The sequence below is a fragment of the Nitrosomonas sp. PY1 genome (assembly GCF_022836435.1).
Classification (GTDB): domain Bacteria; phylum Pseudomonadota; class Gammaproteobacteria; order Burkholderiales; family Nitrosomonadaceae; genus Nitrosomonas.
This window is the reverse complement of the sequence record NZ_BQXC01000001.1, coordinates 1,209,095-1,233,454: the sequence shown is the minus strand read 5'-3', so window position 1 is coordinate 1,233,454 and position 24,360 is coordinate 1,209,095. Positions and strand designations below refer to the sequence as shown.

At 41.0% G+C, this 24,360-nt stretch carries 20 protein-coding genes and 3 tRNA genes; 11 read left to right on the top strand and 12 right to left on the bottom strand.

Annotation, left to right across the window (positions count from 1 at the left end):
- Nucleotides 1-3 precede the first annotated feature (3 nt).
- The 4 genes from W03_RS05810 to W03_RS05795 form a co-directional block, all read right to left on the bottom strand.
- Nucleotides 4-1,338 carry an ATP-binding protein gene (locus tag W03_RS05810; protein ID WP_244072075.1) on the bottom strand — a complete coding sequence of 445 codons (1,335 nt, stop codon included), beginning with the start codon at nucleotides 1,336-1,338 and terminating at the stop codon, nucleotides 4-6.
- The gene (locus W03_RS05805) at nucleotides 1,335-2,021 is read right to left on the bottom strand and encodes a response regulator transcription factor (RefSeq protein ID WP_244072074.1); all 687 of its coding nucleotides are present in this window, start codon (nucleotides 2,019-2,021) and stop codon (nucleotides 1,335-1,337) included. The genes W03_RS05810 and W03_RS05805 overlap by 4 nt, the downstream gene beginning before the upstream one ends.
- A 73-nt stretch (nucleotides 2,022-2,094) precedes the next feature.
- Nucleotides 2,095-2,394, bottom strand: a complete 300-nt coding sequence (locus W03_RS05800) for a PepSY domain-containing protein (RefSeq protein WP_244072073.1) — start codon at nucleotides 2,392-2,394, stop codon at nucleotides 2,095-2,097.
- Nucleotides 2,395-2,465: 71 nt separating this feature from the next.
- Complete coding sequence (locus tag W03_RS05795; protein WP_244072072.1) at nucleotides 2,466-2,816, bottom strand: hypothetical protein; 351 nt, start codon at nucleotides 2,814-2,816, stop codon at nucleotides 2,466-2,468.
- 297 nt (nucleotides 2,817-3,113) lie between these two features.
- Here W03_RS05795 and motA point away from each other — a divergent pair, with 297 nt between their 5' ends.
- The 3 genes from motA to W03_RS05780 are packed head-to-tail and all read left to right on the top strand — an operon-like array spanning nucleotide 3,114 to nucleotide 5,743.
- Nucleotides 3,114-3,974, top strand: a complete 861-nt coding sequence (gene motA / locus W03_RS05790) for a flagellar motor stator protein MotA (protein WP_244072071.1) — start codon at nucleotides 3,114-3,116, stop codon at nucleotides 3,972-3,974.
- Between the two features lie 37 nt (nucleotides 3,975-4,011).
- Nucleotides 4,012-4,932, top strand: a complete 921-nt coding sequence (motB, locus tag W03_RS05785) for a flagellar motor protein MotB (RefSeq protein ID WP_244072070.1) — start codon at nucleotides 4,012-4,014, stop codon at nucleotides 4,930-4,932.
- A 16-nt stretch (nucleotides 4,933-4,948) separates the two neighbouring features.
- Complete coding sequence (locus tag W03_RS05780) at nucleotides 4,949-5,743, top strand: class I SAM-dependent methyltransferase (RefSeq protein ID WP_244072069.1); 795 nt, start codon at nucleotides 4,949-4,951, stop codon at nucleotides 5,741-5,743.
- A 283-nt stretch (nucleotides 5,744-6,026) separates the two neighbouring features.
- Here the strand turns inward: W03_RS05780 and W03_RS05775 are convergent, their stop codons facing one another.
- A complete protein-coding gene (locus W03_RS05775; protein ID WP_244072068.1) occupies nucleotides 6,027-7,295 on the bottom strand; it encodes a glycosyltransferase family 39 protein in 1,269 nt (422 codons plus the stop codon).
- 373 nt (nucleotides 7,296-7,668) lie between these two features.
- Nucleotides 7,669-9,066: a Na+/H+ antiporter NhaC gene (gene nhaC / locus W03_RS05770; RefSeq protein ID WP_244072067.1), complete on the bottom strand. Its 1,398-nt coding sequence runs from the start codon at nucleotides 9,064-9,066 to the stop codon at nucleotides 7,669-7,671.
- A gap of 394 nt (nucleotides 9,067-9,460) precedes the next feature.
- Between nhaC and W03_RS05765 the strand changes: the two genes are divergently transcribed.
- Both W03_RS05765 and W03_RS05760 read left to right on the top strand, forming a co-directional pair.
- Nucleotides 9,461-10,618 (top strand): class I SAM-dependent RNA methyltransferase, encoded by a 1,158-nt coding sequence (locus W03_RS05765; RefSeq protein ID WP_244072066.1) that lies wholly within the window; start codon nucleotides 9,461-9,463, stop codon nucleotides 10,616-10,618.
- A gap of 159 nt (nucleotides 10,619-10,777) precedes the next feature.
- Nucleotides 10,778-11,704, top strand: coding sequence for a folate-binding protein YgfZ (locus tag W03_RS05760; protein WP_244072065.1), 927 nt, complete (start codon nucleotides 10,778-10,780; stop codon nucleotides 11,702-11,704).
- Nucleotides 11,705-11,735: 31 nt separating this feature from the next.
- Here the strand turns inward: W03_RS05760 and W03_RS05755 are convergent, their stop codons facing one another.
- Nucleotides 11,736-12,386 (bottom strand): DUF502 domain-containing protein, encoded by a 651-nt coding sequence (locus W03_RS05755; RefSeq protein ID WP_244072064.1) that lies wholly within the window; start codon nucleotides 12,384-12,386, stop codon nucleotides 11,736-11,738.
- Nucleotides 12,387-12,713: 327 nt separating this feature from the next.
- On the opposite strand from W03_RS05755, the gene W03_RS05750 reads away from it, so the two are divergent.
- The 3 genes from W03_RS05750 to pnp all read left to right on the top strand — a co-directional run bounded on the left by W03_RS05750 (nucleotide 12,714) and on the right by pnp (nucleotide 16,897).
- Nucleotides 12,714-14,159 (top strand): dynamin family protein, encoded by a 1,446-nt coding sequence (locus W03_RS05750; RefSeq protein ID WP_244072063.1) that lies wholly within the window; start codon nucleotides 12,714-12,716, stop codon nucleotides 14,157-14,159.
- Between the two features lie 178 nt (nucleotides 14,160-14,337).
- Nucleotides 14,338-14,607, top strand: coding sequence for a 30S ribosomal protein S15 (gene rpsO, locus W03_RS05745; protein ID WP_244072062.1), 270 nt, complete (start codon nucleotides 14,338-14,340; stop codon nucleotides 14,605-14,607).
- Between the two features lie 148 nt (nucleotides 14,608-14,755).
- Nucleotides 14,756-16,897: a polyribonucleotide nucleotidyltransferase gene (gene pnp, locus W03_RS05740; RefSeq protein ID WP_244072061.1), complete on the top strand. Its 2,142-nt coding sequence runs from the start codon at nucleotides 14,756-14,758 to the stop codon at nucleotides 16,895-16,897.
- A 4-nt stretch (nucleotides 16,898-16,901) separates the two neighbouring features.
- Here pnp and dksA read toward each other — a convergent pair whose 3' ends face one another.
- From dksA to W03_RS05715, 5 genes are all read right to left on the bottom strand, one after another.
- Nucleotides 16,902-17,327: an RNA polymerase-binding protein DksA gene (gene dksA, locus W03_RS05735; RefSeq protein WP_244072060.1), complete on the bottom strand. Its 426-nt coding sequence runs from the start codon at nucleotides 17,325-17,327 to the stop codon at nucleotides 16,902-16,904.
- Nucleotides 17,328-17,672: 345 nt separating this feature from the next.
- A tRNA-His gene (locus W03_RS05730) sits at nucleotides 17,673-17,748 on the bottom strand.
- 66 nt (nucleotides 17,749-17,814) lie between these two features.
- A tRNA-Arg gene (locus tag W03_RS05725) sits at nucleotides 17,815-17,891 on the bottom strand.
- A 37-nt stretch (nucleotides 17,892-17,928) separates the two neighbouring features.
- A tRNA-Pro gene (locus W03_RS05720) sits at nucleotides 17,929-18,005 on the bottom strand.
- Nucleotides 18,006-18,197: 192 nt separating this feature from the next.
- Nucleotides 18,198-19,730 carry a M10 family metallopeptidase gene (locus W03_RS05715; RefSeq protein WP_244072059.1) on the bottom strand — a complete coding sequence of 511 codons (1,533 nt, stop codon included), beginning with the start codon at nucleotides 19,728-19,730 and terminating at the stop codon, nucleotides 18,198-18,200.
- 245 nt (nucleotides 19,731-19,975) lie between these two features.
- Between W03_RS05715 and W03_RS05710 the strand changes: the two genes are divergently transcribed.
- The 3 genes from W03_RS05710 to lspA all read left to right on the top strand — a co-directional run bounded on the left by W03_RS05710 (nucleotide 19,976) and on the right by lspA (nucleotide 24,332).
- On the top strand, nucleotides 19,976-20,950 hold the full coding sequence (locus W03_RS05710; RefSeq protein ID WP_244072058.1) for a bifunctional riboflavin kinase/FAD synthetase: 975 nt from the start codon (nucleotides 19,976-19,978) through the stop codon (nucleotides 20,948-20,950).
- Between the two features lie 20 nt (nucleotides 20,951-20,970).
- On the top strand, nucleotides 20,971-23,772 hold the full coding sequence (gene ileS / locus W03_RS05705) for an isoleucine--tRNA ligase (protein ID WP_244072057.1): 2,802 nt from the start codon (nucleotides 20,971-20,973) through the stop codon (nucleotides 23,770-23,772).
- Nucleotides 23,773-23,849: 77 nt separating this feature from the next.
- On the top strand, nucleotides 23,850-24,332 hold the full coding sequence (gene lspA / locus W03_RS05700; protein WP_244072056.1) for a signal peptidase II: 483 nt from the start codon (nucleotides 23,850-23,852) through the stop codon (nucleotides 24,330-24,332).
- Nucleotides 24,333-24,360 lie beyond the last annotated feature (28 nt).

Below are 24,360 nucleotides of genomic sequence, written 5' to 3'. Positions count from 1 at the left end.
TTTTTATTTCTTTAAATACAATGTAATGCAGGCACCACCTGCTGGATTATTTGCTATGGTCATTTTTCCGTCATAAGCCTGAATGATATCATGTACTATAGCTAGTCCAATTCCATGTCCAGGAATAGATTGATCGGCGCGAACACAGCGCTCTAGAATTCTATCGGCTTCCTGAGATGGAATGCCCGGACCGTCATCTTTTACTTGAATTGCTACTTGGTTGCCTAGGCATTCTGCACAAATTTGAATACTGTAACGGCACCACTTAAAAGCATTATCAATCAGATTACCAAGCAGTTCCATTAAATCTCCTTCGTCGATGCGTATGCCAATCACGTCATCCATTTGAATATCTATTTCCGACTGCTTTGTGCGGTATGCTTTTTGTACTGTATTGACAATCCTATCCACCATAGGCTTTAGCAGTACCAATGTCATTCCTGTGCCCCCTCCTGCCGTAACTGCACGACGCAACTGGTATTGAACAATGCTGTCCATGCGGTCAATCTGTTCATGGATAACTTTCCGTCGAGACACTTCATCTTCTTCAGAATTTACAGCGCCTTGTAGTACTGCAAGTGGTGTTTTAAGACTATGCGCCAAGTCAGCCAAGCCATTACGATAGCGTTTTTGTTGTTTGTGTTCGTGATTAATTAAAGAATTAATGTTGTCTGTTAACAATTTTAATTCACTCGGATAATTTCCTTTCAAGTTTTCTTGCATACCCGACTCTATCGCAGCAAGCTCCACTGAAACGTGCCGCAATGGCTTCAACCCCCAGCGTAGCACCAGCATTTGCATAAACAATAATAAGGCAATCAAGGCGATCAACCATCCCCATAAATCCTCACGATATTGCGTAATCTGTGCATCAAATAATGTCGTATCAGTGATAACGACAAACGTCAGTGGATACTCTCCAGTAGGCGTTTCCCAAGCCACTGCATAGCGATAGATAAAATAAGTTTGATCGGCAAACACAGTTTGTTCAAATATCTTTGTTCCTTTGTCTAGAGAAGAAGTAACTGGAATGTTTTCATTCAATGATGAAGTAGAACGCCATAGTATTGTCCCTACCTGATCGATTACAAACCCGTAAGTACTAGAATTCACATGCCCTAGTTCTGCATCGATTAAGTTGGTTTCTAAATCTAGTACACCCGCATCATCAATTTCTGCATCGCTCATCAACATCAACAATTTCGCAAATAAACGGTCCTGCACACCTAAACGTGCGCTATCATAAAATGCACGATCCAATGTCAGCGCGATTCCAACTATAAATGCCAACAATACCAGAGTAGCGCTAAATAAAACGCGCTGGCTTAAAGACATCATCGTGATTTATTACAATCGAAAGTAAAACGATAGCCGCGACCACGCAGTGTTTCAATCGGATTTAGCGAACCATCCGGATCCAGTTTTCGACGTAAGCGTCCGACCATGACTTCTAATACATTGCTGTCGCGGTCCTCATCGTGCGGATAAAGATAGTCTGTGAGTAATTGCTTAGAAAGTACTTCGCCATGATGCCGTACCAATTCTTCCAACATACGATATTCAAAAGATGTAAGTTCAATGGGTTTGCCATTCACAGTCACCGACTGTGATGCAACATCAATAACAATTGGACCACAACTTAACTGAGTATGCGGAATACCGGTCGAACGCCGCAACAAGGCTTTTACTCGCGCTTTCAATTCCTCCATTTGGAACGGTTTAGTCAAATAATCGTCAGCACCTACTTCCAATCCTTGCACTTTATCTTGCCAACTACTACGCGCGGTTAAAATGAGAATAGGTAATAAGTTACCTTGTTCGCGTAACGCTTTAATGATTTCCAATCCCGACTTGCCGGGTAAGCCAATATCAATAATTGCAACATCTAAGGGATATTCTTTTGCAAAAAATAACCCTTCACTACCATCACTGCAAGTATCCACCATATAGCCAACCGACTCCAATTGCCGGCGAATCTGCTGTTGCAGTTTGATTTCATCTTCAATGACTAAAATGCGCATAACTTAATCCGTGAAGTTAATACCAATTGAAATGATCGTTGAATTGCATATGAAAACCGTTATTCATACTCAATTAATGCGTCGATATAATCGCACCATCCGCAGCATTAATCAGAATTATGTGCACAGTACCGTTTCGACTAAGCATTTTTATCCGATAAGTATTTTGGGAATGACTGATTGTCAATACACGCCCACTAAAATTTTGTTGGGCAATTGCAATCGCTTTTTGCTCGGTAATTCCTGTAGTAGCAATAGTATGATCACTTCCAGCTTGATAATAACGCATGGCGTGATTGGATTGAGCTATTGTTTGCGTGGCTGGCGTTATTAAAACAATCAATATAGTCACTATTTTTTGCCATCTATTCATGCCACATTATTCCATATGAATTATAGAAACCAAGCTGATAACGAAGCCTGTTACCAGCTTGTCTAATTAACTCAGAAACCTATCATAAAGGCCGCACCTCCGGTACTAATACCCAGCATTGAAGGTTGAATATAAACTGGAGCCGGTTGAATATAAACCGGAGCTGGATAGTAATTATAGCTCGGTTGTGGGTAATAGGAACGGTATTGAATACGTGGTTGGTTGTACATCATATACCCATTTAAATGATGATTATGATGATGCCCGTGATGGCGATGACCTTGATGATGCCCGTGGTGTCCGTGATGTCCGTGGTGTCCGTGGTGTCCCCTACCTGCTTGCGCTAATGTAGGTACCGCTAAAACGAAGGTAAGCAATAGCATAGCAAAGACATAAGAGAGCGTCATTTTTGTGGTTTTCATTGCATGTCTCCTTTCAGTTGATAAACTCAGAATAACTTCTGATAGCACCAATTTACGTTAATCAACATGAATAAAAACTGAATGATGACCACCACACAAAAAAATTAAAAGCAGTAGTTACTTCTTCTTGTACCCCATGCCCTGTCTGAAACCAACACTACTTAGGAATATGAAATTTGAAAATCGCGGCATAAATTAGCCTTATCTCTAAAAATAAATAACACGACGATATGTTACCTTCTCAATCCAGAATCGGTCATCAAAGATTACACCGTTATCTTTCTGGGAGTCAGTACAATGCTTGTTATTGTCGGATACATTATCATTATCATTTCTGTTTTTGGTGGTTTTGCTTTGGCAGGTGGCCATCTGGCTTCATTATGGCAGCCCGTTGAAGTTTTAATGATTGGTGGAGGAGCGGTTGGCGCATTTGTGGTTGGTAATTCTGGCAAAGCGCTTAAGGCAACGCTGAAAGCCCTTCCTACTGTTTTTAAAGGTTCCAAATTTACCAAATCACTATATATGGAATTAATGACTTTACTCTACGAAATCCTCGGCAAGATTCGTAAGGAAGGGTTAATGTCCATTGAAGGCGATGTCGACGATCCTAACAATAGCCCTATCTTTACAAAATACCCTGGCATTTTAGCTGACCATCACATCACAGAATTTATTACGGATTACCTGCGCTTAATGGTTGGCGGAAACCTTAATTCATTAGAAATCGAAAATCTCATGGATAGTGAATTGGAAACTCACCATCAGGAAGGAGAGGTTCCTGTGCACACCATCGCGAAGCTCGGTGACGGATTACCTGCATTTGGTATTGTTGCTGCGGTAATGGGGGTGGTACATACTATGGAATCTGTCCACTTACCGCCTGCTGAGTTAGGGATTTTGATTGCAGCAGCGTTGGTTGGTACATTCTTAGGAATTCTACTTGCGTATGGATTTATATCTCCATTATCAGGAAAGCTTGAACATAATTTGCATGAGTCCAGCAAAATGTTCGAATGTATCAAAATTACCCTACTTGCCAATTTGAATGGTTACTCACCTGTTTTAGCAGTGGAATTTGGACGGAAGGTATTATTTACCACTGAAAGACCATCTTTTGCCGAACTTGAAGAACATGTCAAGCAAAGTAAAGCAAAATAGGCGTATTCAAATAATTACCTAACTTAAGAGAATCAATATGGGTGAGGATCTAGCGCAACGACCTATCGTCATAAAGCGAATTAAGAAAGTTGCAGGGGGACATCACGGGGGCGCATGGAAAATTGCTTACGCGGATTTCGTAACTGCAATGATGGCTTTCTTTCTTCTGATGTGGTTACTAGGATCGAGCACCAAAGCAAAGCTAGAGGGTATCTCGGAATATTTTAAAACCCCGCTTAAGGTCGCTTTATCAGGAGGATCGTCTGTTGCCAATACCGACAGTATGCTTGTAGGAGGTGGAGAAGATTTTACTCGCCAAGATGGTCAAGTTCTGAAAGGTGTTGTCAAAGAAGAAAAAGTTGATGAAAAAATCAAGAAAATAATCCGCGAACGTGCAGAACGCATTCGATTGGAAGGTTTGAAAAAGAAAATTGAACAAGCGATAGAAGCCAATCCTTCATTAAAAAAATTTGAGAATCAATTATTACTTGATATCACAACTGATGGTCTAAGAATTCAGATTGTCGATGAACAAAATCGACCGATGTTTGCGCTTGGCAAAGCTGAGCTACAGCCTTATACCAAAACCATTTTACGCGAGATTGGTAAAATGCTGAACGATGTTCCCAATAAAATCAGCCTTTCAGGGCATACTGATGCGAAACCTTTCCCTTCCGGCGATAAAGGCTTTAGCAATTGGGAGTTATCAGCAGATCGAGCCAATACTTCACGGCGCGAGCTTGTAGCAGGCGGTATGGATACCAACAAAGTACTCAAGGTGGTTGGTTTATCATCAGCGGTTCTATTTGATAAAAATGACGCACTTAATCCTATCAATCGTCGCATTAGTATCGTTGTCATGAACGAAAAAGCGGTAAAAGCGGTCACGATGGATGGCGATGCGGTGGAAGTTGATATGGAAGAACAACCGAGTACCGATTTATTAAAAACGCCTTAATTCGGTCTGAGTGATCATGTATAAAATGATTTCAGCAATTACTCAAAAACGCTGGCATTTCCTAGCCATTGCCCTATTAATTCAAATTATTTCTCTAATGCTGGTAGGATTTCTAGTAATTACGCAATCCTTCATTGAGTTAAGTGTATTTGAGTGGAGCATAACGCAAAGCCTTCTAGCCGGTTTCTTGGCATACCATTTTCGTATGCAAAAATGGTGGATATTCATTCATCTATGCTTTATGCCGCTGGCTGTCATCACGCTAGCGCTCAATATTTCTCCATTTTGGCATCTATTCCTTTTTATTCTTCTAGTGTTAGTTTATGGCAAAACCTATAAAACTCGCGTACCGTTGTATCTTTCCAGCGAGCAAGTCAATAAAGTACTGGCATCATGGCTACCCAAACGCAAACACTTTTCATTTCTTGACCTTGGTAGTGGTTGCGGTGGATTGATCAGTCGATTGGCAAAAGCCCACCAGAATGGGTTATTTTATGGCATAGAGGCGGCTCCTATGCCATTCTTGATTAGCAAGCTACGGAATATTTTTACAACATCATCCTGCAAAATTTCCTGGGGTGATTTCTGGCAACATGATTTTTCTCAATACGATGTGGTATACGCTTATCTATCACCTGTACCCATGGAAACACTTTGGTACAAAGTACGAAAGGAAATGCGTCCAGGCAGTCTATTGATCAGTAATACATTCCAGATTCCTGGTGTAGTCCCTGATGAAATCATAGAACTGAATGATTTTTCCAATTCGACACTCTATTTATGGAAGATAAAAAATATTATGGAGCCATAATGGTCCATTACTAGGCTTTCATTAGCGTTATCATGGCAAGGTTTAATGAAATTTTTCAATTTATACGGAATCGACAGGATATCAAGTGGGTCGGTCTGCTTGCTAAGTAGATGTTGATTCGAAAGCACGTCGTTATCTGCAGAAAAGGAAATCTTATTATCTTGGTAGTTTTGCTCGCCGAAGCTCGTCTTAACTACTTCAAAGGCTTAAGGTTTTAGCCACCTGGAATGCATCATCCTGTTTAGCGTACGACAACATGGAAGTGTAAAAATCAGATTTGATTTTAATTTTTTCGATAGAACTTTCGATAAAACAAATGTTGCAAGAAAAAAGCAAGCGCTAAGACTGAAAAAGCATCAATTGGGTAACCAAAACGAGAGTGACCTGCTGCTCCTGTTGTAAGTAAATGAGCAACCAGCATGACGCACACAAAAAACGCAAATGCCGTTTGTTGTCGATGTCCTCCAATGACAAAGAAGCCGATAAGTCCGATCAAAAGTATTCCGCGTACCATAAGGGATAAAATAGTATATGCATTCGATGATGAAGAACCAAAAAGATGTCGGAAATTAGCTTCACCCGGGCCAAGTAAGCCATGAAACCATCCTTTGATGTTGCCAATAATCACAGGCAACGGACGTTCAATGGCATAGTTAATTGCTATTTCACGAGCATCGCTGGACAACTCAAAAAGATTGTCGTATCGCTTCAATTCATCAGTTTTAAACCAAATTTCCGGCTCAGCTGTGAATACCATACCGGTTTCTTTAGCCATGACAGGACCGATTATTGACGTCGCAACTGCTGCATCGCCTGAACTGGATAATTTAAAATGACCATACCAATACCAATTCAGTGCAGACCAACTTAATATAGGGATTATGGCAATAATTCCTGCTATAAAAATCTTCCGCTTGGGCAGTATCGTAAATAACCCAATGATTAGACATCCAATCAATAATATCATGGCATTACCACGGATGAGCGCCGCAATGCCCAACACACTATATCCTAAAGTTAACCAAGCCAACGAAGAGTCAGAATGCTTTTTAATTTGATGAAAAACAGTGGCTACTCCAATACTAGAAAACAGCAAATAGAATGTTTCTGTGAGAAATAAAGAAGAATGAGCCTGAACGACAGGAAATACTGTAAAGGCCGTTGCAGCACAGAGCGAGATAATCGGTTTAAGCCCAATGGTCCGACCAAGATGATACAAAGCAATCCCGGTAAATGCTATCGCTACTTTCTGGATAATGACGACACCCAGCATACCGATACCAATCGACCGCAGCAAATAAATCAGGAATGGAAAACCTGGACCGAAATGCGAGAACGGATAAGGTCCTAATGAGTGAAAATATTCACTCATACTCCAGTAATCATCATTTTGAACTGCAAGCGTTGGCTCGGACCACAGCGGCGCTAAAAAAAATACTGAAGTCGCTAACCAAATAATGAATGCGAACATCCAAGGCGCACTACGACTTGGATCGATATTGAATGTTGGGAAGGTTGAGCTATTTTTACTCTTTGTTATATTCGTTTCCAAGATGCAAATCCACGGAACTTCAAGAACTCTATTCTTTCTAAGACAAGCTATGTTGTTAACGTATCTCTCGCAATGGTCCAAAAATGCGTGAGATTGCATAATATAACATATAACATTGATTATTTTATAGAATTAGCTCACCAAATACTCTTTTGTACTCTTTTGTACTCTTTTGTACTCTTTCGAGTATCAAGCGGGAGCTTGCTCGCAGTCGGCGCTATAGCAATTATACGGTGCACTATATATATCATTCTACGATCCCTATATCGTATCTATTGGTTGATGAAGCTGAAATTGGCATCGCATCGCATAACGCCATAAAACTCGGAACTAGAAGCATTGATAGTTATTGTCAGCTCGCAATTGCGATCATTCACTTCTTATACTGCAATAATCCGATACCAAATGCAACCATAATGATTGATATCAATGGGTTGAGTAAATTGAGGAATGCATAAGCACCATAATCCAATGGAGAAACTCCCAATGTGGCAGCATAAAAAGTTCCCGTTGTAGTCCACGGAATGAGTGCGGCCGTTAGCGTGCTTCCTTCTTCTATTGATCTGGACAATACCGCGCGGTCAATTTTTTGTTGTTGATAGACAGGTTTGAATAGCTGGCAATTTAAGATAATAGAAATATAAGCCTCACCCATCGCCATATTGCCAAGCAATCCAGATAAAATCGTGGTAGCAACTAATGTACCGGCTCTTTGAATATGTTTTATAACATCCTTGACCAGTACTTCCAAAAAACCTGCATGGTGTAGAACCCCCCCCAAAGCCAACGCCAATATCGATAGTAATAGCGTCCAAGCCATACTGTAAATACCGCCGCGCCCCAATAATGCATCGATACTTTCAATTCCGGTTTGTCCTGGCGAATTCAACCATAGCGCATTCATTACATCGATCGGATTTTTTTCTTGATAACTGACCGCGATCAAAACCGCAGTTATCACACCGCATAGCATACTCATCTCGGCGCTATAACGCTTGATACTCAAAGTAAACATCAACAACAATGGTAAGATCGTGATCCAAAAATCCAAACGATAAGCGCTCAGCAAAGCATTGCGAATGGTGTTGATTTGATCGGCTGGTAACGCGTGACTCTCATATTGCATCCCCCAAACAACGAAAATCACAAGTACAATGATAAAAGTTGGAACCGTGGTATAGAGCATTGCACCTATGTGCCGGTATAGGCTAGTTCCCGCACTCATCGCAGCAAGATTAGTAGTATCTGAGATAGGCGATAGCTTATCGCCAAAAGTTGCACCCGAAACAATCATTCCCACAACCAGCGGCAAAGGAATCGTCATTGCTTCACCAATACCGACTAACACAACCCCTATCGTACCGACAGTCCCCCATGATGTACCTGTTGCAACCGACATAAAGCTACAAAGGATTAACCCCGCAGCCAAGAACCACGATGGACTCAACCAATCAATACCGTGGTACAACAAACTAGCAATTGTGCCACTTTGCATAAAACTGGCGATAACCGTACCGATCAGCAAAAAAATATAAATAGCAGGCAGCGCTTTAGCGATGCCGTCATTCATCATTAGCCGAATTTCATCGAGTGAATAGCCAATCCAGCGTGCTTGCCCACATGCCCAAATAACTGCCAAGAAAATGGCGATGTGAAGGTTAATACCATAGACAAACAAGCCTAAAAAAATTAATGAAAATACTCCGACCAGGCACATGAGTGCATGGCCTATTAGTGGAAGCTTTCGTTTGGGGAAAGGTATGTTTTCCATCGACGAAGGTTATCAGGTATTGGTAATTACTTTCATCACTTACGGAAGCAGTTTCATTAATTCGCCATAGCTGCCTGTCAGCAAGCTTTTTCTTATTCAAGGAATATTTCTTCACCAGTCAATTAATAAAACTGGAGTAATCCATACTCCGATTAAACTTATGGATCAAGGCAAACAAGAGCGCTCCTGATACAATATCTACACAGGTATCTCTCTTTTATCATCTTATAACTCATTTTTTGAGGAGATTGGATACACGATTTTTGTATGATAAGAAATTGCAGTAAACTTAAATTAGCCGCCAATACGTAAAAGTGTAAGAGCTTTTCTTAACATTTTGGCAAGACTGGTAAGATCTTAACATCACTCTCTCTCATTTAAAAACATCATTCGGATGAAATTTAAAGGCACTGTTACACATTTATCGCAGAAAGGACTAGGTGTCGTCAAAAACTCTGAAAATAACCTATCTTATTTTGTTTATGGCGCATGGCCTGGTGATATCGGAGAATTTGAAGTCACAAATAAAATACTCAATAATAAAAAATTTGCTTACGCAAAATTAACTCAACTTGTTCAACCTTCAGCACATAGACAGCAACCGGCATGCCCCTATGTAAGCTTGCAAGAAACATCGTGTACTGGTTGCCCCTGGATGATTGCAGATTACACAAGCCAATTGGAGCAGAAAAAAAATCGTTTCCTATACGCTATGAAAAGAGTTGGCTTTGAAGACCAGCAATTCAGCATTGAATCCATTCTACCCTCTGAACAGGTATATGGTTATCGCAATCGCTGTCAAGTTAAAACAGATGGAATAGCTCTTGGTTTTATCTCGGAAAATTCTCATAATATCGCACCGATTCAAGACTGTATTGTGCTTAATGATAGCTGTAGAAAATTGTTAAAAGATATTCTCGACCAATTACCCAATCCAGCTTGGCAAGGCTCTATAGACTTACAGAAAAATCGGCATTTCATCGAGTTTGATGACGACATGCAACCTAATAAATTAATCGTCAATCAAAAGAGACCTTTTAAACAAGGTAATACATTACAAAATTTGCACATGAGGAATTGGCTGCAAAACAAGCTTGCCGCGCATACTACGTTAGGAAAAGTCATTGAACTTTTTTGCGGCTCAGGAAATTTCACTGAAATCATCGCCAAATCAACTTGCACATCTATTATTGCCTATGAGTATGAAGAGCATGCGATACAAGCTTTACAACAAAAACGATTACCAAAAGTAACAGCCCTATTCAGTAATCTTTTTAAATCTTTTATTTGGAAAGAGCTACAGAAAGCTGTCATGGATGCAGATACGCTTATTTTGGATCCACCACGCTGCGGACTAAAAACACATCACAGTTTTTTTACTGCGTTCTCTTCTCTGAAAACGATTTATTATATTTCCTGCAACCCTGAAAGCTTTGCGCGAGACGCGTGGTTTTTCAAACAAAACGGATGGATCATTAATGAGATTCAACTGATCGACTTATTTCCGCATACGCCTCATATTGAAATACTGGCAGAATTCAGAAAGAATTAATAAGCGCTATAAGCAATTTTTTAGAGCAGTCATTGGCGTGTAAATTAAGGTACTAATCCTATGAATTATTCTAATAAATTAACAACATGACTAATAACTCCACCATTCATTCAGATACACATTGAAACAATGTCTTTAGAGAATATTGAAAAAACCGTCATGATTGACCTTTCACAATACTATGGGCTAATTCAGTTTTCGGGTGAAGATGCCGGTACATTTTTACAGAATCAACTGACATGCGACGTACGTGAAGTCTCTGAGCATCAAGCCTCGTATGGTGGCTATTGCACACCCAAAGGGCGCGTTCTGGTCAATTTTTTGTTATTTCGATACAAACATCGCTATATTCTCCAGCTACCTAAGAATCTTTGCGAATCACTACAGAAAAGGCTATCACTCTATAAACTACGAGCAAAGGTAATCATTGAAAATGTTAGTCAGGAGTATACATGCATAGGTCTAGCGGGCTCTCATCTCTCGCAAACTCTAGGCAGGCTATTTACATCACTCCCAACGCTTAATCAACCGCTGCGATTTGTAGACCTTAATGATCACGCTTTTCTCTGTTTAGCGAGTAACAGGATACAACTTATTTCACCCTCAACCAATGCCATAGCGACCTGGGAGCATCTACATCAACAAATACAGATTGCTGATATCGCATACTGGAACCATTTAACCATTCAAGCTGGAATTCCAGTAGTACTAATGGAAACACAAGAAAAATTTTTGCCTCAAATGATTAATTTGGATGCCATCGGTGCTTTGAGCTTTAAAAAGGGCTGCTATCCAGGACAGGAAATCGTTGCTCGTACGCAATATTTAGGAAAACTCAAGCGACGTATGTATCTATGTCACATTACTACTAGCGACATCGTTAACCCGAGTGATTCATTATACTGTGCTGATAGCGCCGATCAATCTTGTGGCAGTATTGTCAATGCAACAACATCGCAATCACATGATGGTTACGATGTGTTAGCGGTCATTCAACAAAGTAGCGTTGAGGCAGGAGAGATTCATTGGGGCTCATTGTTAGGTCCGGTGATTCAAATTAAAACGCTTCCGTATCTACTACCTTAAAATCCAAAATTATTATCGGATACCGCTGACTCTACTGTTGTGTGGGAGTGGGTTTGTTTTTCGTATAGTGAACGCTTTCCGGCGCATTCGTGCCCCCTGTAACAACAAATGTCATGGCTTCTTCAGTAGTCCAATCCGTCAAAACGAGATCTTCCATCGGCAAAATTTCAATGTAACCAGAGGTTGGGTTCGGGGATGTCGGCACGTAGACGGCTGCTAGTTTTCTACCGGTTTCCTTATCTTCCATTACCTTGGTAATGAATCCAACCGCCTTCATTTTAGAGGATGGAAAGCTAATCAAAACAACACGCTGCCCTGTAACGGGCGGTTGACTAATGGTATTCAAGAATCGCTTTGTAGCACCATAAATCGTTTGAACCAATGGCAGTCGAGCTAAAATATTTTCATAAATGCTAATGACCTTTTTACCAATAACAAAAGATGCTAATACGCCGATCCCATAGAGGCTGATTATTGTCAATAAGGCAGCCACGGCATGTTGAAAATTTGAATCGAGTAGCCAAGTTGCGGTCAGATCAGAAAAAGGCCGAACCATCCTCGCCATCCCTTTAAGCAATGGATCTCCAATGCGCGCCAATAGTTTTAATAAAAAATCAAAGACGAGCCATGTAACCCATAAAGGCGCAACCGTTAAGAAACCAATCACAATATAGCGCCCCATTAGTAGCCTCTTCCACATGCAGAAAAACCCAGCCATAAATTAGCGATCATTATCTATTTCCCATAAATTTGTCTTGCCTCGCAGATATCATCAACTTGGAATCAATACTTTCTTCAAATACGCTTTCAGAGTAAAAATCTCTAGAATTAAGATTCATTCGACATCGCGCACGATATGATAATATTATTTCGTGCTGGATCGATGCTAATCAAAGAAATAAAGTTTTCTACGATAAACAATCAAAATTCGTTACTCAGAACTTATAGAAATAATATCTATATCTTTATATTTTTCAAATAGTTTTTATAAAAATGAAAAGGGACAGTCATGTCATATAACTCAGAGCAAATTAATAAGCATTTGGAAAACTTACAAAAGCACTTAGCAGACGAATATTCTCACAATCCAACTTTAGCAAATGCTGTTAAAAGCTTTAGAAAGATTGATGAGGTCGGCCATAGCATGGGATTACTCGAAAAAGATCAATCATATGCAACTTATGTGACTTGGTGGCCAATGATAGCTGTATTGGGAACATTTTCTGCCGGCAAATCGACTTATATAAACTCTTACTTGAATCTACCCTTGCAGCGAACTGGCAACCAAGCTGTCGATGATAAATTTACAGTCATTTGCTATAGCCATCATAAGGAAGTCAAAACTCTTCCTGGCATAGCCCTTGATGCAGATCCACGCTTTCCATTCTTTCAAATCAGTAAAAGTATTGATGAAATTTCTGAAGCAGGTCAGGAGCGCATTGACGCCTATCTGCAACTCAAAACCTGTTCATCAGAAAATGTTCGCGGAAAAATATTGATCGACTCCCCGGGTTTTGATGCAGATAATCAGCGCGCATCTACGTTACGCTTGACGCAACATATCATTAATTTATCTGACTTAGTGTTAGTTTTCTTTGACGCTCGACACCCTGAACCTAAAGCAATGCAAGATACGCTTGCTTACCTCGTTTCAGCCAGTGTTAATCGAGCCGATGCCAATAAATTTCTTTATATTCTGAATCAAATCGATGTTACTGCAAAAGAAGATAATCCAGAAGAAGTTGTTTCTGCGTGGCAGCGCTCTTTGGCCGAAGTTGGTTTGGTAGCCGGACGATTTTATCGCATCTATAACTTAGATGCCGCTGTGCCTATCACAAACCCAGGCGTTAAAGAACGTTTCGAGAAAAAACGTGCAGAGGATATGGCTGATATTAATACACGTATCCAGCAGATCGAAGTCGAACGTTCTTACCGTATTGTCGCAAAACTGGAACAAACAGCCAAAGGGATTAAGAATCAAATCATACCTAAGCTTTCCGACATGCTCAAAAAATGGAAAAGTAAGGTCATTTTGCTCGATAGCATTACTTTTGGCACACTAGCGATTCTGGCCATCATCGGTATTACCATCAATGAATCATGGGAACTCATTAAAGTATTCTGCGATAAAGTTATACAAGGTGACTCTTATGCGCTGGCAATTACGGCAATATTATTCACTGTAATCATCGTTATTCATTTCTCCATTCGTCGTTTCGCGGCCAATAGTATGCTTAAAAAATTATCACTTGAATTAGGCAACGATGATGAAGCATATAAACAATACGTTCATGCATTTAATAAAAGCACAGCTCCGTATCGCCTAATGTTTTTGCGAGATCCTGCAGGCTGGAATGACGCTACCCAGAATACGATCAATGAAGTTATCAACGAAGCCAATGATTACATTCAAATCTTAAATGACCAATTTACTAATCCATCGGGTCATAAATAAAAAATTTTCTAGTTTAACGTCAGTACTTTTAAGTTTAGCTGCATCGATTCTTTATGATCATTGGATTGAAACCGGGTTATGTTTGGCTCTGCACTTGATCTGGTTTGGACAAGCGTAACTTTAAGGAGTAAAATTCTGTTCTTTCTTTATATTGGTAATGTTGGAGAAACAACTGATTATGTCAATTACAATTGAACAAAAAGCCCAAATTGTACGAGATTTCCAAAGAGCTAATGGTGATACCGGATCTCCTGAGGTTCAGGTTGCTCTTTTAACGAATAGAATCAATGATCTCATTGAGCATTTTAAAGTTCACGCTAAAGACCATCACTCTCGTCGTGGTCTATTACGTATGGTTGGCAAACGCCGAAAATTACTGGATTACCTTAAGCAAAGCAATGCTGGCACGTATCAAACTTTAATTGAGCGCCTTGGTTTGCGTAAATAGTAATATATTTAAAGTCTTACATGAGTCAGTTATCTATTTAACCAAGCAAGTGACAAATTAAAAGATTTGTTCTTTCCAGTAAACCGGTTCTGCTATTCAATGGTTTAATGCACCATTACTCAGAGTATTCAATAAAAAGGATTGTTAATTGAAATCTATCAAAAAGAGTATTACCTACGGACGTCATCAACTTACATTAGAAACGGGTGAAATTGCGAGACAAGCGCATGGTGCGGTTGTTGTTACGATGGATGATACCGTCGTACTCGTGACCGTAGTCGGTGCAAAAAACACAAAGCCAGAGCAAGACTTCTTTCCATTAACTGTTGATTATCAAGAAAAATTCTATGCAGCAGGCAGAATACCTGGAAGTTTCTTCAAACGTGAAGGCCGTCCATCGGAGAAAGAAACATTAACTTCCCGGTTAATTGATCGCCCTATTCGCCCTCTTTTTCCCGAAGGCTTCTATAACGAAGTACAAATTGTTGCAACAGTCTTGTCATCCGACACTGAAGTCGATCCAGATATTCCTTCCATTATTGGAACTTCAGCCGCGCTTATACTCTCGGGCATACCATTTGATGGCCCCTTAGGAGCAGCACGTATAGGCTATATTAATAATCAATACGTGCTTAATCCAACAACCTCCGAGCTCAAAGATACACAATTAAATCTCGTTGTGGCTGGTACGCAACAAGCAGTCCTAATGGTTGAATCGGAAGCCATGGAATTATCTGAAGAAGTTATGCTTGGTGCGGTAACCTTTGGGCACGAACAAATGCAGAGTGTCATTAATGCCATCAACGAATTTGCAGATGAAGCGGGAGTGACTGTTTGGGATTGGACACCACCAGAAAAAGACATTGCTTTTCAAGAGAAATTAGCGAGTGTAGCTGAAAATGATTTACGGCAAGCTTTCAAAATAAAACAAAAGCAAGTTCGTTCTGAAACCATTGAAGCAATTAGTCAGCGTGCGGCGGAAGAATTAGGAATCGGCACTGAGAATCAGCCTAGCATACAAGTTTTTAAAGAAGCTTTTTTTTCACTCGAATCAAAAATTGTCCGCAATCAAATTTTAGATGGCGAACCTCGTATTGATGGGCGTGGTACCCGCAATGTTAGAACTATAACAATCCGTAACGGAGTATTACCACGCACACACGGTTCGGCATTATTCACTCGAGGAGAAACACAAGCGCTTGCAGTAGCCACATTAGGAACAGCTCGTGATGAACAAAAGATTGATTCCTTACAAGGTGATTACAATGATCGCTTTATGCTGCACTACAATATGCCACCGTTTGCTACCGGTGAAATAGGCCGGGTCGGAACACCAAAACGCCGAGAAATTGGCCATGGACGCCTTGCAAAACGTGCACTTGCGGCAGTTCTACCGTCACCAGAAGAATTTGGTTATTCGTTGCGCGTTGTATCAGAAATTACCGAATCGAATGGCTCTAGTTCAATGGCTTCAGTTTGTGGCGGATGCTTAGCATTAATGGATGCCGGTGTGCCACTTAAGGCGCATGTCGCAGGTATCGCTATGGGACTCATTAAAGAAGGCAATCGCTTTGCAGTACTGACCGATATCTTAGGTGATGAAGATCATTTAGGTGATATGGATTTTAAAGTCGCCGGTACAGAAAAAGGCATTACCGCGTTACAAATGGATATCAAAATACAAGGTATTACCAAAGAAATTATGCATGCAGCTCTGATACAAGCACAGGAAGGCCGTATGCACATATTACAGATCATGAAACAAGCTTTACCGTCAACACGTGAAGATATTTCGGTCCATGCACCACGTATCATTAAAATTAAAATTAACCCAGAAAAAATTCGCGATGTCATTGGTAAAGGTGGAGCGGTTATTCGTGCATTGACTGAGGAGACCAATACAACGATTGATATCAGTGATACCGGAGAGGTCACTATCGCTTGCGTTAATGCAGAGGGTGGGGAGCTTGCCAAAAAGAAAATCCAGGATATCACTGCAGAGGTCGAAGTTGGAAAGATTTATGATGGGACTGTTCTGAAATTACTCGATTTCGGAGCCATTGTTAGCATCTTGCCCGGAAAAGATGGGCTTCTACACATTTCCCAAATTGCGAGTGAACACGTCAATAATGTTTCTGATCACTTAAGCGAAGGGCAGCAGATTCGCGTTAAAGTATTGGAAGCGGATGATAAAGGGAGATTACGTTTGAGTATGAAAGTAATCCTGCCGGAAACCACCGTAGATTCGGAGTCTGAAATCAAAGAGTTACAAAGCCCAGAAAAATCATAATTGATTATTTTGCGATCTGCCTCTCTCTTATTTCATCGAGTGTTTTACAATCGATGCATAAGGTGGCAGTTGGCCTTGCTTCAAGTCTCCTAAGACCAATTTCGATTCCACAACTTTCACAATAGCCATAATCGCCTGACTCTATCTTACCGATAATTTCATCGATCTTTTTAATAAGTTTCCTTTCTCGATCACGATTGCGCAATTCAAGCGTCATATCCGATTCTTGACTAGCTCGATCATTGGGATCGGCAAATACGGTCGCTTCATCTTGCATCGTATGCACAGCGCGATCAATGTCGTTACTGAGTTCAGTCTTCATGTCTTCCAGCATTTTGCGAAAATATATCAATTGCCGAGTACTCATGTACTCTTCGCCAGCTTCTGGTTCATAGGAAGCTATACGCTTTACTTGCAACTCTTGCGACATAATTTTTAGACTCCTAATTTTGATCCAATGTTGAGAAAATATTTTTAATAATAGAGAGATAACTATTATCAGATATACAAATTATTGTTGTTCAATTCCTATGCGTATTTGCTATATAGTGTTTAATCCTAAAACAACGTCAATGAAATAAGCTTAGTATCGTAAGGACATAGCAAATTTCCTAGAGAATAACTTTAACCGACTATTCTATCTTACAAATACATATTTTTATACTTCCTCATAGCTATAAATTATACGGAAATTGAATAAGAGATTTGAGATGCGAGCGAGTAGCGCTTTGCTCTCTTTTATAAAGAATTTTGATGAATTTCAGTTTCTACAAAGTGGGGTGGCTGATGGGACTCGAACCCACGACAACCGGAATCACAATCCGGGACTCTACCAACTGAGCTACAGCCACCATATAGAAGCGAAAAGTCGCCTGTGTAGACAAGTTAAATAACCAATTTACGATATTGTGCCTTCATGGCGTGCCCGACAGGAATCGAACCTGTAACCCCCAGCTTAGAAGGCTGGTGCTCTATCCGATTGAGCTACGGGCACTAGTCGAGCTTTCCTAAATACTAAGGCTTTGAAAAACTGGTCGGGGTGGAGAGATTCGAACTCCCGACATCCTGGTCCCAAACCAGGCGCGCTACCAGACTACGCTACACCCCGAGAAAGCCGTCACTATACCTTCTTGGCCTATAAACGTCAATTTCTTCGTTTTTTTACAAAAACTATTAATACAGTGTGAGAGCATCTACAATTTTTATATCGATAATCATTTGGAAGAAAGTTGCTTCGTTATCATTGTAATAAAAATCACCACATCTATCTTTCGATCGATAGAGATCATCTTGTCATATTTCAAATGTATGCAACGCCACTTTCAGTCAATCCAATCAAATTGATATTCTGCAAATTCGCAGCGCTTTCCGCCGCAATAATTGCCAAGTTACCCGTTGATATTTCGTGATTCTCGAGCATTCCGATGTAGAATGACTTTTCTGCTTCGGGAGGCATATTCCCGAATAAGTTCGCCCACAACGTAGTAACTAATTTTTCATAATCTGTAAAACCTTTTGCACTGAGCGCATAATCAGCAAGCTGTTGATATTCAAGCCGATCGGCTTCAACTAATCCGATACCGACATATTCTTGATTTGAAACAAACGAAGCACCGAATACCGCACCTAACAATTTGGCTACCCAACCAGCACGGCCGTCCAAATCCAGTGCTAGCTTGGCGTCGCTAAACGTTAGACGTTCGATATTGCTGAGCTGATCTTGATTGGTCGCATTGTTATTTTCGACAACAGCATAACTCAGATTAGCGGTTTTATTGATAGTGTATTGCGTTAGATTACCCGATATCAAAACGGTATCAATTCCCAAGTTACCATCCAGTGAATTAGCAATTCCGTTTCCAATCAATATGTCATTACCTGTACCGGCAACGGCATTTTCTATTATGGCTCCCTCTGCAATCCATAAGTTCGGAACAGGTTTTCCTACGTTCACACCATTGGATTGCACGAACACAGGTTGACCGATAAAAGAACCATGTGCAGGATTAAGATCGATGTAAGTAGGTGCTGCTCCGGAATATAAAATGGTATCGATGCCGCTCGGATCCCAGAGTGTTTCATGATAAACGCCGGTATCACTATAGTGATGCGTATCATTACCACTATAAAGGCTGGTATTAGCGCCATAAATATACTGAATTGCCGCAATATCCAATACCATCGGTGTGGTCGGATGGAACGAGAACTCATTGCCTTCCACTCCTTCCAAATCTTTGTAGGTATAGCTCATCAATGTGCTAGTGATGCTATCAAGCGATGTTGGCAATGTTGCGGCATCGGGTTTATCCGAATTATAAAAAGGATGCTTAAGACCTAGCGCGTGGCCAATTTCATGCAATATCGTTTCAAAAGAAATTGTGCCAGGATTCCAATCTTGAATATTCAATAACCCTAAAGTATTCGCCCAAATATCTCCGGACCGGACACTGCTACCCGGCAAATAAGACCAAGCCAAAGTTAATTCATCCGGGTCTTTCGTGTAAGCAACCCGAATATCACCCACTTCATTTGCGGTTTCAATTATTTTGTTAAAAGTCACATTGGCGACATTAGCCCATTGTTGCAACGCGCGCTCAAAATTAACCTGATCGTTACTAGTCAACCAAGTCGTTTCAATTTGCCACGGTTCGCCAGTACCGGATTGTGCGCCATAACCAAAATTTTCATCGGTCGACCACCAGCTTTCACGATCCGGAAAGCTGTATGAAATAGATGGATTAACCCAGCGCTTACCCGCCAGTAGCGAATCGATTGTATTGATACTGGTAAAATTTACCGAAGTTACATCGCTTGAAGTCAAAGGAGTCGGCATAGATTGTGTAATGATAGTAAAACGGAATAAATCGTTATCTGATTCTTTAATAGTTTTTGTTGTATATAGACTCTATGATTTGATGCTAATTCATAGCATGTGCTTCAAAAATACTTCCAATAAAACGCAACAATGGTTAAAAAGTCGTACAATTTCAAAAAGAGATTCTAGACCGTATGCCTGAGCACAAGCTAAAATCAACATCTTTTTAATTTAACGGTCGTTTCTCTTATCAATCCTTGATTATGTATCATACTTGGCGAAGGTCATTCACGCGCTGTAATACACCAATCGCATTAACTATCGGTAATTTTGATGGCGTTCATCTGGGTCATCAAGCCATTTTAAGTCGATTAAAGCAAATTGCTAAAAATTTGCACATCCCGGCCTGCGTCATGACTTTTGAGCCTCATCCGCGAGAGTTTTTCACTCCAGATCACGTACCTGCCCGCCTGACTTGCTGGCGTGAAAAATTACTGTTATTGAATCGACTAGATATGGATTACATCCATACATATCGCTTCACAAAGGATTTTGCCAAAGTCACAGCGGAACAATTTATCAGTCAAATTTTAGTTCAACAATTAGCTGTTAAGTGGTTATTAGTAGGAGACGATTTCCGTTTTGGGGCTGGACGCAAAGGCGATTTTTCAATGCTACAAGCGCGCTCTATACAGCATGGCTTCGAAGTTGAAGCTATGTCAAGCGTACTGGTAGACGGCAAGCGTGTTTCGAGCACTTCGATTCGCCAAGCGCTCACTGATAACGATCTTGCAACAGCTCAGGGATTTCTTGGCAGACCTTATAGCCTAATTGGCCGCGTCATCAAGGGCGAGCAACTGGGCCGGAAAATTGGATTTCCTACCGCAAATATTGCAATTCACCATCATCGACCAAAGCTAACTGGCATCTTCGCTGTGGCGGTGCATGGTGCAATTGATACATCGCCAACAACAGTTTTACCAGCCGTTGCCAGTTTAGGTGTGCGACCCACGGTATGTGAAAATGGCCAATTATTACTGGAAATTCACTTATTCGACTTCAAGCAAAATATTTACGGAAGACGGTTACAAGTCGATTTTTTGTATAAACTACGCGACGAGGAAAAATTCTCTGATCTTGCAACGCTTACCGAAAAAATCAAACAAGATGTCGATCAAGCCAAAAAATTCTTCCTTATGCAACCGATCGATGTCAGCAGATTGTGCAACGCTTCTTAAATTATCGATATTAACCTTTCATGACTGATTATAAGCAAACTCTCAATTTATTGGATACTCGTTTTCCAATGCGCGCCAATCTCGCAAACCGCGAGCCGGAAATGTTACGTGCATGGCAGAAAAAAAACCTTTATCAAAAAATTCGCGCGGCGAGTCAAGGTCGCCCCAAGTTCGTTTTACACGATGGCCCACCTTACGCCAATGGTGATATTCATATCGGACATGCCGTCAACAAAATACTCAAAGACATTATCATAAAAAGTAAAACCCTATCTGGATTCGATGCACCATATATTCCCGGATGGGATTGCCATGGATTACCGATTGAACATCAGATCGAAAAAAAATATGGCAAGCATTTACCAGCGGATAAAGTTCGTGAACTATGCCGAGCTTTCGCTAAAGAACAAGTGGAGCGCCAGAAAGCCGATTTCATCCGCCTTGGCGTATTAGGCGACTGGAACAATCCTTACCTAACTATGAATTTTAAAACCGAGGCTGACATTATCCGTAGCCTAGGGAAAATTTATCAAAATGGCTATCTCTACCAGGGCCAGAAACCAGTCAACTGGTGCATTGATTGCGGCTCAGCGCTTGCCGAAGCGGAAGTTGAATATGAAGACAAAGTGTCACCTGCAATTGATGTTGGATTTTCTGTTAAGTTATCCAATGCGGATAGCAATTTAAATTTGTTCAATGAAGCTTTTGGTGTTTCGGTTACTAACGAAAAACGGGTCTACTCCATTATCTGGACAACGACCCCATGGACACTTCCAGCCAATCAAGCCGTCAGCGTTCATCCTGATTTTGAATATGCATTGATAGAAACGTCCCTCGGTTTTTTGGTCGTTGCTGATGAACTCAAACAAACCTGCCTACAACGCTATGAATTAAGCGGTAAAACTTTAGCTACCTGCAAAGGCCAGCAATTAGAACACCTTGTTCTCCATCATCCTTTTGAATCACGAACGGTACCAATCATTTGTGGTAAGCATGTTACGTTAGAGGCCGGTACAGGTCTTGTGCATACTGCTCCCGCACATGGTCTCGACGATTATTTTGTTGGCCAAAACTACGGCCTACCGAGCGACAGTCCGGTTGATGGCAATGGCAAGTTTCTCGATCACTGGCCATTGGTCGGTGGATTACTCGTTTGGAAAGCCAATGATGTTGTAATCGATACATTGAAAACCAACGGAAATTTGTTTTGTTTGAAGAAAATTGAGCACAGCTACCCGCATTGCTGGAGACACAAAACGCCGATTATCTTTCGTGCCACGCCGCAATGGTTTATCGGTATGAATCAACACAACCACCAAAACGATCGAAATTTACGCGCACTGGCAATTCAGGCTGTCGATCAAACGGCTTTTTATCCTGGGTGGGGACGAGCACGCTTGGAAGCAATGATCAAAAACCGCCCTGACTGGTGTATTTCTCGTCAACGCAATTGGGGTGTACCGATGACCTTTTTTGTGCATAAAGATACCCATGAAATGCATCCTCGTTCTCTGGAATTACTGGAGCAGATTGCACAAAAAGTTGAACAACATGGTATTGAAGCATGGTTTGCGTTGAATCCACTCGAATTGCTTGGCAGTGACGCCGATTGCTACAGAAAACTGACCGATACATTGGATGTCTGGTTTGATTCTGGCACTACGCACGCAACTGTTATCGCTAACAACTCGCAACTACAATTTCCGGCCGATCTATACCTCGAAGGCTCCGATCAACACCGTGGTTGGTTTCAATCTTCTTTACTGACCAGTTGCGCAATGAATGGTCGCGCGCCCTATGACGCTCTGTTGACACACGGGTTTGTCGTTGATGGCATCGGTCACAAAATGAGCAAATCCAAGGGTAACGTCATTGCACCACAGAAAATCATGGATACCTCCGGTGCGGATATTTTACGTTTATGGGTAGCTTTGACTGACTATTCCGGGGAACTTTCTATTTCCGAAGAAATTCTCAAACGTGTTGTAGAAAGCTACCGACGCATCCGTAATACGCTACGTTTTTTATTGGCCAACCTCACCGATTTTAATCCTGAGAAAGATTCGATTCCAATCGGTGATTGCCTTGAAATCGATCGCTATATGCTAGCATTAACTGCAGACTTACAAGAAAAGCTGACACAAAGCTATCAGCGCTATGAGTTTCACCAAGCGACATACCAACTCCACAATTTTTGTTCTGAAGATTTAGGCGGATTCTATTTAGATATACTTAAAGATCGTTTATATACATCAGCAACCCAAGGATTACCACGTCGCTCGGCACAAACCGCGCTGCATCATATCGCGCATAGCTTAATTCGACTATTTGCTCCGATTCTGAGTTTTACCGCTGAAGAAGCTTGGGAACACCTTACCGGCGACACGGAAGGTAGCATACTGCTTCAGTTATGGCATGTTTTCCCACAACAGCATGATACTGATAAATTACAACAACGTTGGCAAGGTATTCGCACGTTACGTGCCAAGGTACTTAAGAAATTAGAAGATGCACGAACAAAAGGTGAGATTGGTTCTTCTCTCGCCGCCACCACTGAAATTTATGCTTGTCATGAAGACTTTGAACTGTTGCATTCCTTGCAAGACGACTTACGTTTCGTGTTCATTGTATCCGAAGTCAAATTGCAGCGTGTCGACGATAAAACGCTCGAAAGAATTACGGTAACTGCCAGCAGTGATCAGAAATGTGAGCGGTGCTGGCATTACCGCCAAGATGTCGGGCGCGATTCTGAGCATGCCACGATTTGCGAACGCTGCATCACTAACCTATATGGCCAAGGTGAAAAGCGTCGCTACGCTTAAACTACAGATCATTTACGATTCTACAGTAATCTTTCGGTGATATTTTACTAACTCTGTTGCTTATCAGAAATTAAATCATGAAGCTTTACATCAGCCTAGGAATTGCTTTTTTCGTACTTGCACTTGATCTTACAAGCAAATACTGGATCGAATCAATGTTGCAGTTTGGTGAACAAATTCCAGTGACCAGTTTTTTCAATTTAGTTCTGACTTACAATCCAGGTGCCGCATTCAGTTTTTTGAGTGAACAGTCGGGTTGGCAACGCTGGTTTTTATCAGGTATTGCAGGTGTTGCGGCGATTGTCATTATCTTTTTACTCAACAAATATCAACTTGAAAAGCTGTTCTGTTGGGCGTTAAGCTTAATACTGGGTGGAGCTATCGGCAATCTGTATGACCGAATCATGCTAGGCCATGTCGTAGATTTTCTCGATTTCTATGTCGGAACTTACCACTGGCCAGCTTTCAATATAGCCGACTCAGCAATTTTTATCGGCACCGCGCTGATGATTTACGACAGCTTTAGAACTAAGAAAGAACCTAAAAAACAATCAGAATAAAGGAACACTACTAACATTTTGATTATTT

Bases quoted from the DNA above. Each gene is read 5' to 3' on its own strand.
- W03_RS05810 (WP_244072075.1), bottom strand. From the start codon at position 1,338: ATGATGTCTTTAAGCCAGCGCGTTTTATTTAGCGCTACTCTGGTATTG.
- W03_RS05805 (WP_244072074.1), bottom strand. From the start codon at position 2,021: ATGCGCATTTTAGTCATTGAAGATGAAATCAAACTGCAACAGCAGATT.
- W03_RS05800 (WP_244072073.1), bottom strand. From the start codon at position 2,394: ATGAATAGATGGCAAAAAATAGTGACTATATTGATTGTTTTAATAACG.
- W03_RS05795 (WP_244072072.1), bottom strand. From the start codon at position 2,816: ATGAAAACCACAAAAATGACGCTCTCTTATGTCTTTGCTATGCTATTG.
- motA (WP_244072071.1), top strand. From the start codon at position 3,114: ATGCTTGTTATTGTCGGATACATTATCATTATCATTTCTGTTTTTGGT.
- motB (WP_244072070.1), top strand. From the start codon at position 4,012: ATGGGTGAGGATCTAGCGCAACGACCTATCGTCATAAAGCGAATTAAG.
- W03_RS05780 (WP_244072069.1), top strand. From the start codon at position 4,949: ATGTATAAAATGATTTCAGCAATTACTCAAAAACGCTGGCATTTCCTA.
- nhaC (WP_244072067.1), bottom strand. From the start codon at position 9,066: ATGGAAAACATACCTTTCCCCAAACGAAAGCTTCCACTAATAGGCCAT.
- W03_RS05765 (WP_244072066.1), top strand. From the start codon at position 9,461: ATGAAATTTAAAGGCACTGTTACACATTTATCGCAGAAAGGACTAGGT.
- W03_RS05760 (WP_244072065.1), top strand. From the start codon at position 10,778: ATGATTGACCTTTCACAATACTATGGGCTAATTCAGTTTTCGGGTGAA.
- W03_RS05755 (WP_244072064.1), bottom strand. From the start codon at position 12,386: ATGGGGCGCTATATTGTGATTGGTTTCTTAACGGTTGCGCCTTTATGG.
- W03_RS05750 (WP_244072063.1), top strand. From the start codon at position 12,714: ATGTCATATAACTCAGAGCAAATTAATAAGCATTTGGAAAACTTACAA.
- rpsO (WP_244072062.1), top strand. From the start codon at position 14,338: ATGTCAATTACAATTGAACAAAAAGCCCAAATTGTACGAGATTTCCAA.
- dksA (WP_244072060.1), bottom strand. From the start codon at position 17,327: ATGTCGCAAGAGTTGCAAGTAAAGCGTATAGCTTCCTATGAACCAGAA.
- W03_RS05715 (WP_244072059.1), bottom strand. From the start codon at position 19,730: ATGCCGACTCCTTTGACTTCAAGCGATGTAACTTCGGTAAATTTTACC.
- W03_RS05710 (WP_244072058.1), top strand. From the start codon at position 19,976: ATGTATCATACTTGGCGAAGGTCATTCACGCGCTGTAATACACCAATC.
- ileS (WP_244072057.1), top strand. From the start codon at position 20,971: ATGACTGATTATAAGCAAACTCTCAATTTATTGGATACTCGTTTTCCA.
- lspA (WP_244072056.1), top strand. From the start codon at position 23,850: ATGAAGCTTTACATCAGCCTAGGAATTGCTTTTTTCGTACTTGCACTT.